This is a genomic window from Hydrogenophaga sp. (assembly GCF_022844385.1).
Lineage (GTDB): Bacteria > Pseudomonadota > Gammaproteobacteria > Burkholderiales > Burkholderiaceae_C > Hydrogenophaga.
Genome location: NZ_JALHLX010000140.1, coordinates 1 through 8,063, shown reverse-complemented (window position 1 = coordinate 8,063; position 8,063 = coordinate 1). Strand labels below are relative to the sequence as shown.

General features: G+C 66.6%; 11 protein-coding genes. 5 read left to right on the top strand and 6 right to left on the bottom strand.

The features are described 5' to 3' along the window. The 5 genes from Q0C59_RS16980 to Q0C59_RS16960 all read right to left on the bottom strand — a co-directional run. Positions 1–431 (bottom strand): DoxX family protein (locus Q0C59_RS16980; RefSeq protein ID WP_291217718.1); only part of this gene is annotated, 431 nt, incomplete at its 3' end. Next, entirely contained in the window at positions 428–1,255 is an 828-nt protein-coding gene (locus tag Q0C59_RS16975; RefSeq protein WP_291217716.1) for a DNA-binding domain-containing protein, read from the bottom strand. The genes Q0C59_RS16975 and Q0C59_RS16980, both read right to left, overlap by 4 nt. After that, positions 1,252–2,157 (bottom strand): DUF692 domain-containing protein, encoded by a 906-nt coding sequence (locus Q0C59_RS16970; protein ID WP_291217714.1) that lies wholly within the window; start codon positions 2,155–2,157, stop codon positions 1,252–1,254. The genes Q0C59_RS16975 and Q0C59_RS16970 overlap by 4 nt, the downstream gene beginning before the upstream one ends. Before the next feature lie 28 nt (positions 2,158–2,185). Beyond that, positions 2,186–2,467, bottom strand: coding sequence for a DUF2282 domain-containing protein (locus tag Q0C59_RS16965; protein WP_291217712.1), 282 nt, complete (start codon positions 2,465–2,467; stop codon positions 2,186–2,188). Positions 2,468–2,601: 134 nt separating this feature from the next. Then, positions 2,602–3,126, bottom strand: a complete 525-nt coding sequence (locus tag Q0C59_RS16960) for a TlpA disulfide reductase family protein (RefSeq protein WP_291217710.1) — start codon at positions 3,124–3,126, stop codon at positions 2,602–2,604. A 59-nt stretch (positions 3,127–3,185) separates the two neighbouring features. Between Q0C59_RS16960 and Q0C59_RS16955 the strand changes: the two genes are divergently transcribed. Both Q0C59_RS16955 and Q0C59_RS16950 read left to right on the top strand, forming a co-directional pair. Next, positions 3,186–3,770: a sigma-70 family RNA polymerase sigma factor gene (locus tag Q0C59_RS16955; protein WP_291217708.1), complete on the top strand. Its 585-nt coding sequence runs from the start codon at positions 3,186–3,188 to the stop codon at positions 3,768–3,770. Next, positions 3,767–3,976: a zf-HC2 domain-containing protein gene (locus Q0C59_RS16950; protein ID WP_291217706.1), complete on the top strand. Its 210-nt coding sequence runs from the start codon at positions 3,767–3,769 to the stop codon at positions 3,974–3,976. The genes Q0C59_RS16955 and Q0C59_RS16950 overlap by 4 nt, the downstream gene beginning before the upstream one ends. Before the next feature lie 4 nt (positions 3,977–3,980). On the opposite strand, the gene ftsY is transcribed toward Q0C59_RS16950, so the two are convergent. Next, positions 3,981–5,006, bottom strand: coding sequence for a signal recognition particle-docking protein FtsY (gene ftsY, locus Q0C59_RS16945; protein WP_291217704.1), 1,026 nt, complete (start codon positions 5,004–5,006; stop codon positions 3,981–3,983). Positions 5,007–5,035: 29 nt separating this feature from the next. On the opposite strand from ftsY, the gene Q0C59_RS16940 reads away from it, so the two are divergent. From Q0C59_RS16940 to Q0C59_RS16930, 3 genes are all read left to right on the top strand, one after another. Continuing rightward, entirely contained in the window at positions 5,036–6,439 is a 1,404-nt protein-coding gene (locus Q0C59_RS16940) for a pitrilysin family protein (RefSeq protein WP_291217702.1), read from the top strand. After that, positions 6,436–7,779, top strand: a complete 1,344-nt coding sequence (locus Q0C59_RS16935; RefSeq protein ID WP_291217699.1) for a pitrilysin family protein — start codon at positions 6,436–6,438, stop codon at positions 7,777–7,779. The genes Q0C59_RS16940 and Q0C59_RS16935 overlap by 4 nt, the downstream gene beginning before the upstream one ends. Before the next feature lie 36 nt (positions 7,780–7,815). Then, a partial coding sequence (locus Q0C59_RS16930) for an RsmD family RNA methyltransferase (RefSeq protein ID WP_291217697.1) occupies positions 7,816–8,063 on the top strand: 248 nt, incomplete at its 3' end.

The window sequence follows — 8,063 nt, the reverse complement described above, 5'->3', positions numbered from 1 at the left end:
CAGTCCACCGACCATTTGCCGACACCGTAGACGGCCAGCGCGGCCAGCAGCACGCCCCATGTGATGTGCTGCTGCAGCGCGGCGGGTGCAATTTCGGCCAGGCTGACGACCGCCACCACATTCACCACCGACAGTCCCAGCGCCGAGAAGCGGCCTGCCAGCCCGAGCAGCAGGAGCACCGGCAACACCAGCTCACCCGCCGTGCCCGAGATGGCCGCGAGTTGCGGCGAGAGCAGCGGCACCTTGTACTCCTCGGTGAAGAGCAGGAGGGTCGTTTCCCAGTCGCGTATCTTGGTCAGGCCCGACAGGAAAAATACCTGGGCCAGGTACACGCGTGCAGCGAGCGCGGCCAGCGGCTGCGTTGCGTTGAGCGTTTGTGTGACGACAGACCAGAGCGCGTGGCCGCGCTGCAGCAGGGTGGGTGGGTTCATGGTTTTTCCTTGGCGTGGGGGGTGTTTGGGGGTTTGGGAGTGGCGTCGACCACGCCGAGCACCAGGCCGCTGTGCACGGCCTGGGTGAGCCAGTCGGAGAAATCGAAACCGTCGGTGGCCTGGCCCAGGGCCTCGGTCAGCGTCGCGCCAGCCAGCAGCGCCTGCAGCACGCCCAGCGCGTTGGCCGGGCAGGCCGCCACACATGGGCGCCAGCCCTGGCGCCAGACCACGGCGGTTTCGCCCGCGCGGTCGCGTACGCGCTGGCCCGCCTCGGCCAGGGTGGGTTCGCCGGCCGTGTGTGCGGTGACCACGCTGACCACCGGCCACGCGCTGGTGAGCATCACCGTGCCGGGGGCGAGTCGCAGCGTCAGGGCCTCGGGGTCTTCGCTGGACAGGCGCGCGAAGCTGGGCAGGTCGGTATCGTCGTCCGGGGCGTTGGCCGCGCGGTGCAGTGCCCACTCCACACGCGCCACGTCGGCCAGGTAGGGCACGTCGGCGAGTTGTTCATTGACGGCGAGAAAGGCGGGCAGGGCATCGCCCCACTGCGCCAGATCGCCGCACCGTGGCGGGTGCTTGTGCCAGAGGTCGCGTGCCAGGGCGTTGAAGCTCTCGGCGCCGATGAGTTGCGCGATCACCGGGTAGACGGCCAGCAAGCTGCGTTCGGCGAGCGCGTGGCCGTTGGCCTGGTAGGCCATGAGGCCACGAGAAGCGTGCATTTCAAGCTGCGTGTGCAGGTGGTGCAGGGCGCCGGTGGACTGGTTGTTGCCGGGCCGCGCGAACAACGCATCGAGCAGGCTTTGCTGCTGCAGCATCAGGGAGTTCATGCGGCTCCCGTGTCCAACGCGCGGTTGGCGTGTTCGCGGGCTGCGGTCACCTCGTCGAGCAGCACCTGCAACCCGGGCACATCGGTGTCCCATTCGATCAGCGAGGGCACGGCGCCAAACCGCTCCAGCGCGTGGCGGTACAGCGACCACACCTGGGGCACCACGCGGCTGCCGTGGTCGTCGATCACGATGTCGCCGCAATCCACATGACCCGCCAGGTGCAGCTCGGCCACATCTCCAGGGTCAATGGCGTCCAGCCAGTTTTTGCAAACAACCAGCGGGTCATGCATCGAGCCTTGCAGCTTGTCGTTGAGCGCGTTGACAAAGATGTTGTTCACGTCCACCAGCAGTTGGCAACCGGTGCGTTGGGCCAGCAAGTTGAGGAACTCGGGCTCGCCCAGTTCGTTGTGCCTCCAGCGCACGTAGGCCGACAGGTTTTCCACCGCGATCGGGCGGCGCAGGCGGTCCTGCACGCGCTGCACGTTGGCGCACATCGCGTCCAGCGCCTCGCGGGTGAAGGGGGTGGGCAGCAGGTCGGAGGCGTGTACCGCAGGTGCAGGACGGGAGGACAGGCTGCCGCGCGCAAAGCAGGCATGGTCGCTAACGCGCACCGGCTCGATCTCGGCCACCAGGGCCGCGAGCTGGTCAAGGTGTGCCCCGTCAATGCCGGCGGCCGAGCCCAGCGACAGGCCCACGCCGTGCAAGCTGACGGGATAGTGTTCACGCCCCTGGCGAAGCACCGCACGCGCGGCGCCACCGGGTGCGAAGAAGTTCTCGGAATGGACTTCAATGAAGTCCAGGGCCGGCTGCCGCTGCAGCAGCTCGGCGTGATGGGGGTGCCGCCAGCCGATGCCCACGGGTGCGACCGCTGAGGTCTGCATGGATGGCTCGGTGGCGGTCATGGCATTGGCCTTGAAAAAGAAGCGGCGATCAGGACTTCTTCATGTCCATCTTGGCCTGCTCCTGGCTCACGCCACCCATCTGTTTGCAGGTGCCGGCGGGCACGTATTTCCATTCGCCCTTGTCGTTGTCCACCTTGGCCTGACCGGCACACGAGTGGGTGCCGGCGAGGTTGGCGCAGTCGTTCTGGCCGGCCTTGGCAATGCCGAAGCATTTTTCCTTGGCGGCGTTTTGTGCGAAGGCGGGCGAGGAGAGCAGGGCCAGCGACATCAGCGAAGTGGCAGCGGCGGCGATCATGGTGCGTTGGTTCATGGGAAGCTCCTGAAGGATGGAACAGGGTTGAGGGACAACCCGCCTCGGTGTGCCGTTTGACGGTCACAGCACCAGCGGGTTGGAGGTTGGTCTGGCGCCGGACGGCTTTCTTACGTCACCTTGAAAAGAAATCCTCAGAGCAGGTCGGCGATGCGATCCCAGGCTTCAGGGGGAATGCGGCCGTGGTACTGCTCCACCAGCGCGCCGGACTTGTCGAGCAAGAAGGCGGCTGGCAGTTGCCCCGGGACGCCAAAGCTGTCGCGGTACTGCGGCTCGCCGCTCCACAGCGTGGTGAAGCGCTGGCTGGTGGGCACGGTCGCATTGACCAGTTGCTGGTAGTTCACGGCGTTGCTGCGCAGGCGGTCGGTGCTCACGCCGACCAGTTCGAATGGTTGACCCACCCAGCCTTTCACGTTGGCCCGCAGCTCGGGCATCTTGTCGCGGCAGACCGCGCAGTCGGTCGACCAGAAGACCACCATCACCACCTTGCCGCGCAGGGCTTGCAGGTCGAAGGCCTTGCCCTCGAGCGTGCTGCCGCGCAACACGGGCGGGGTGCCCGGAGCTGGGACGGTTTGCGCCATGAGCGCCAGCGGGCCCAAGGCGGCGGCGATCAACCAGGCTTTGAAATGGGTGGTGAAACGGGCGTGAAACAGTGACATGGGAACCTCCTGTGAGGCCTTTCGTCGTCCTGCAAACCGTTTCATTACACTCAGCCCCCATGTCGCAGCCCAACAACCCGTCATTCGAGCAACAAGTGGCGGATTTGCGTGCGTATTTGCTCAAATTTGCGCGTTTGCAGCTGCGCAACGACGCCTGGGCCGAAGACGCGGTGTCCGAAACCATGCTGGCCGCGATCTCACGCCCGCAGGGATTTGAGCAGCGCTCCCAGCTCAAGACCTGGCTGGTGGGCATACTCAAGCACAAGATCATTGACACCCTGCGGCTGAACAGCCGCGAGGTATGCCTGTCCAGCGGCAATGATGACGAAGGCACCGACCCACTGGAGCACATAGCCTTCAAGACCGACGGACACTACGCCGAGAAGCCCGCCGAGTGGGGCAATCCTGAGCAGGACCTGAACAGCCGGCAGTTCTTCGAGGTGCTGGAAGCCTGCACCGACAAGCTGCCTGCCGTGCAGGGGCGGCTGTTCCTGATGCGCGAATGGCTGGAGCTCTCCAGCGAGGAGATCTGTAAGGAACTGTCGCTCACCCCGACCAACCTCTACGTTCAGCTGCACCGGGCCCGGTTGCGGTTGCGAGAATGTCTTGAACTCAACTGGTTTGCCCGACCGTCAACGAAATGAAGCCCGCCTATCCGCTGCGCCGCACCTGCAAGGAAGTCTCTGCACTTCTCATTGCGCAGGAAGACCGCTCCTTGCCGCTGGTCGAGCGCATGGCCTTGCGCCTGCACATGGCCATGTGCCAGGCGTGCCCGCGTTTTGAGCGCCAGTTGCTGACCATGCGCAACGCCATGGGCCAGTGGCGCAACTACTCCGACAACGAAAACTGAGCGTTCAGGACAGCAGTGCCTGCGCGAACTCGCGCGCGTTGAAGGTCTCCAGGTCTTCGAGCTTTTCACCCACGCCGATGAAATAGATCGGCACCGGCTTCTCGCGCGCGATGGCGCAGATGACGCCGCCCTTGGCCGTGCCGTCGAGCTTGGTGATGATGAGACCGGTGAGGCCGAGCGTGTCGTCGAAGGCCTTCACCTGCATCAGGGCGTTCTGCCCGGTGTTGCCATCGATCACCAGCAGCACTTCGTGCGGTGAGGTGGGGTCGGCCTTCTGCACCACGCGCTTGATCTTGCGCAGCTCTTCCATCAGGTGCAGCTGGGTCGGCAGGCGCCCGGCGGTATCCACCAGCACCACGTCGCGTCCGCGCGCGCGCCCGGCGGTCACCGCGTCAAAGCTCACGGCGGCCGGATCGCCGCCTTGCTGCGTGATGATTTCCACCGTGTTCCGGTTGGCCCACACCGCGAGCTGCTCGCGCGCGGCGGCGCGGAAGGTGTCGGCCGCGGCCAGCAGCACCGTGGCGCCGCCCTGCGCCAGATGCCGCGTGAGTTTCCCGATCGACGTGGTCTTGCCCGCGCCATTCACGCCGGCCACCATGATCACGGTGGGCTTGTGTTCGCCAATGACCAGCGGTTTTTGCAGCGGCATCAACAGCTCGGTGATGGCATCGGCCAGCAGACCCTTCACGGCGGCGGGGTCGGTGGTCTTGCTCTCTTTCACCCGCCGTTTCAGGTCTGCCAGCAGGTGGGTGGTGGCCTTCACGCCGGTGTCGGCCATCAGCAGCGCGGCTTCGAGCTCCTCGTACAGCGCGTCGTCGATCTGCGTGCCGGTGAAGACCGTGGTGATGCTCGATCCGGTCTTGCGCAGGCCGGTCTTGAGCTTGTCCAGCCAGCCCTGGCGCACGGGTGCGGCAGCGGGTGGCGCGGGAGCCAGTTCGACGGGGGGAGCCGCCGCAGGCGTGACTGCGGGGGGTGCTGGGGTGGCCGGTGAGGGCTCGGTGGGGGCTTTTTTGCGAAAGAACGAGAACATTTGTCCATCTCTAGAATCCATTGCATTCTATGAAACGCACTCTGAACCTGCCGGACGGGCGCCGCGCCGCACTGTCCATCGCACTGGCTTTCGTGGCCCTCGGGTCGTCAGCACAGTCTTCAACCCCTTCGCCCGCCACCCCGGTGGCCCAGAGTTTCACGCTGTCCAACGGCATGACGCTGATCGTGCGGCCCGACCGGCGCGCGCCCACCGTGGCCCACATGCTGTGGGTGCGGGTGGGCTCCATCGACGAGGTGGACGGCACTTCGGGCGTGGCCCACGTGCTCGAACACATGATGTTCAAAGGCACTCGCGACCTCAAGCCGGGTGAGTATTCGCGCCGCATTGCGGCCCTGGGCGGGCGCGACAACGCCTTCACCAGCCGCGACGCCACGGCCTACCACCAGCAGGTGCCGGCGCAGGCACTCGAAGCGGTGATGAAGCTCGAAGCCGACCGTTTCGCCAACAACCAGTGGAGCGACGACGAGTTCAAGCGCGAGATCGAGGTGGTGAAGGAAGAGCGCCGCCAGCGCACCGAAGAATCGCCGCGCGCGCGCATGTTCGAAGCCATGAATGCGATGGTCTACCAGGCCAGCCCCTACCGCCGGCCCATCATCGGCTGGATGAGCGACATCGAGGCGATGACACCGAACGATGCGCGCGAGTTCCACCAGCGCTGGTACACGCCGGCCAACGCTGCGGTGGTGATTGCAGGCGACGTGGACGTGGAGAAGACCAGGGCGCTGGCAGAGAAACATTTCGGTCCCATCCCGGCCCGCGCCTTGCCCGAACGCAAGCCGCGCGAAGAGCCGCTGCAATCCGGCCCGCGCCGCATGGAGTTTCGCGCTGTGGCGGACCAGGCCGTGGTCGCCCTGGCCTACAAGGTGCCGCGCTGGAGCGGTGCCATCCAGGAAGACGCGGCCAGCCAGGACGCGCTGGCCTTGACCGTGCTCTCGGCCGTGCTGAGCGGTTACAGCGGCGCACGGCTGGACCGCGCACTGGTGCAAGGCCAGGGCACCGCAGGCAAACGCATCGCCGACAGCGCGGGCGCCTCCTACGGCCTGATGGGTCGGGGGCCACAGCTTTTTTCGCTGAGTGCGGTGCCCGCCCGGGGAGTGACGCCCGAGATGGCCGCCGCCGCCTTGAAGTCCGAGGTCGAGCGCATCGCCCGAGAGGGCATCAGCGAAGCCGAATTGCGCCGCGTCAAGACGCAGTGGACGGCCGGTGAAACCTACAAGCTCGACTCGGTGTTCAACCAGGCGCAGGAGCTGGGCAGCTACTGGGCCAATGGCATGGACATCAACACCGGAGACCGACTGATGGGTCGTCTGAAGGCGGTGACCGCCGCACAGGTGCAGTCGGTCGCGCAGCGGTATTTCTCCGATCAACAGCTCACCACCGCGGTGCTGGTGCCCCAGGGGAGTTCAAAATGAGCGCGCGCCTGAAACCTTCCATTCGCCGTGCTGCCTTGTCGGTGTTGCTCGCCGGCGTGTTCAGTACCGCCCAGGCGGCCATTCCCATCGAACACTGGACCCACGCCAGCGGCGCGCGCGTGTACCTGGTGGCCAGCCCGTCCATTCCCATGCTGGACGTGCAGCTCGACTTTGACGGCGGCAGCCGGCGCGATCCGGCGGCCCAAGCCGGGCTGGCTGGCGCAACGGCGGGTTTGCTGTCGGACGGCGTGGCCGCACAGCCGGGCCTGCCTGCGCTGGACGAAAACCAGCTCAGCGAAGCCTGGCTGGACCTCGGCGCGCAGTTCGGCGCCCAGGCCAGCGCCGACCGCTTCACGCTGTCGCTGCGCACGCTGACCGAGCCCGATCTGTTGCAACGCGCTGTGGCGCTGGCCGCCCGCCAGATCTCGGCACCCGCCTGGCCGCAAGCCGTGTGGCAACGCGATCGGGAACGCATCCTGGCCTCGCTCAAGGAAGCCGAAAACCGGCCGGGCACGCATGCGAACCGAGCGTTCGCGCGGGCAGTGTATGGCCAGCACCCGTATGGTTTTCAGCCCGACGCCGCCACCTTCAACGCGATCAACGTGGCCGACATGCAGGCCTTCTACCGCCGCCATGTGGTGGCCTGCCGCGCGCAGGTGACGCTGGTGGGTGCGATCGACCGCGCGCAGGCCGACGCCATCGTTGGCCAGTTCATGGCACCGCTGGCATCGCACGGTTGCGACCCGCTGCCGGCGGTACCTCAGGTGCAGGCGCTGGAGCGTGCGATCGACGAGCGCCTGCCGTTCGCTGCCGCGCAGGCCCAGGTGTCGATCGGCCAGCCCGGCATTGCCCGCAGCGACCCGGACTTCTTTCCGCTCTTCGTGGGCAACTACATCCTGGGTGGCGGTGGCTTCGTCTCGCGCCTGACCACTGAGGTGCGCGAGAAGCGGGGCCTCTCCTACAGTGTGTTCAGCTACTTCGCGCCGGGCCGCCATGCCGGCGCCTTCCAGATCGGTCTGACCACGCGCCCCGACCAGGCCGCCCAAGCCGTGGAGGTGTCGCGCAACGTGGTCAAGCAGTTCGTGGAGCAGGGGCCGACCGAGGACGAACTCAAGGCGGCCAAGGCGTTTCTGGTGAACGGGTTTTCGCTGCGCATCGACAGCAACCGCAAGCTGCTCGACAACGTGGCCAACATCGGCTGGAATGGCCTGCCGCTGGACTACCTGGACACCTGGACCCAGCAGATCGAGCGCGTGAGCGTGGCCGACATCCGGCGCTCGTTTGCTCGCGTGCTGCAGCCCGAACGGATGGTCACCGTTGTTGTTGGAGCTCAGCCTTGAACGCGATGCGCGTTTGGGTCGCGTAAGCTCGACGGCATGAAAAAACCTCCCGTTTCAGCCGCACGCGCCGCGGCCAGCGCCCCGCATGAAATCCGCATCATCGGCGGCCTCTGGAAGCGCACCCTGCTGCCCGTGGCCGACCGCCCTGGCCTGCGTCCCACCCCCTCGCGCGTGCGCGAAACCTTGTTCAACTGGCTGGGCCAGGATCTCACCGGCCTGCGCTGTGTGGACGCCTTTGCCGGTACCGGGGCGCTGGGCCTGGAAGCCGCTTCGCGCGGTGCGGT

What these genes read in the sequence shown, in the direction of transcription:
- Q0C59_RS16975 (WP_291217716.1), bottom strand. Translation starts at nt 1,255, where the DNA reads ATGAACTCCCTGATGCTGCAGCAGCAAAGCCTGCTCGATGCGTTGTTC.
- Q0C59_RS16970 (WP_291217714.1), bottom strand. Translation starts at nt 2,157, where the DNA reads ATGACCGCCACCGAGCCATCCATGCAGACCTCAGCGGTCGCACCCGTG.
- Q0C59_RS16965 (WP_291217712.1), bottom strand. Translation starts at nt 2,467, where the DNA reads ATGAACCAACGCACCATGATCGCCGCCGCTGCCACTTCGCTGATGTCG.
- Q0C59_RS16960 (WP_291217710.1), bottom strand. Translation starts at nt 3,126, where the DNA reads ATGTCACTGTTTCACGCCCGTTTCACCACCCATTTCAAAGCCTGGTTG.
- Q0C59_RS16955 (WP_291217708.1), top strand. Translation starts at nt 3,186, where the DNA reads ATGTCGCAGCCCAACAACCCGTCATTCGAGCAACAAGTGGCGGATTTG.
- Q0C59_RS16950 (WP_291217706.1), top strand. Translation starts at nt 3,767, where the DNA reads ATGAAGCCCGCCTATCCGCTGCGCCGCACCTGCAAGGAAGTCTCTGCA.
- ftsY (WP_291217704.1), bottom strand. Translation starts at nt 5,006, where the DNA reads ATGTTCTCGTTCTTTCGCAAAAAAGCCCCCACCGAGCCCTCACCGGCC.
- Q0C59_RS16940 (WP_291217702.1), top strand. Translation starts at nt 5,036, where the DNA reads ATGAAACGCACTCTGAACCTGCCGGACGGGCGCCGCGCCGCACTGTCC.
- Q0C59_RS16935 (WP_291217699.1), top strand. Translation starts at nt 6,436, where the DNA reads ATGAGCGCGCGCCTGAAACCTTCCATTCGCCGTGCTGCCTTGTCGGTG.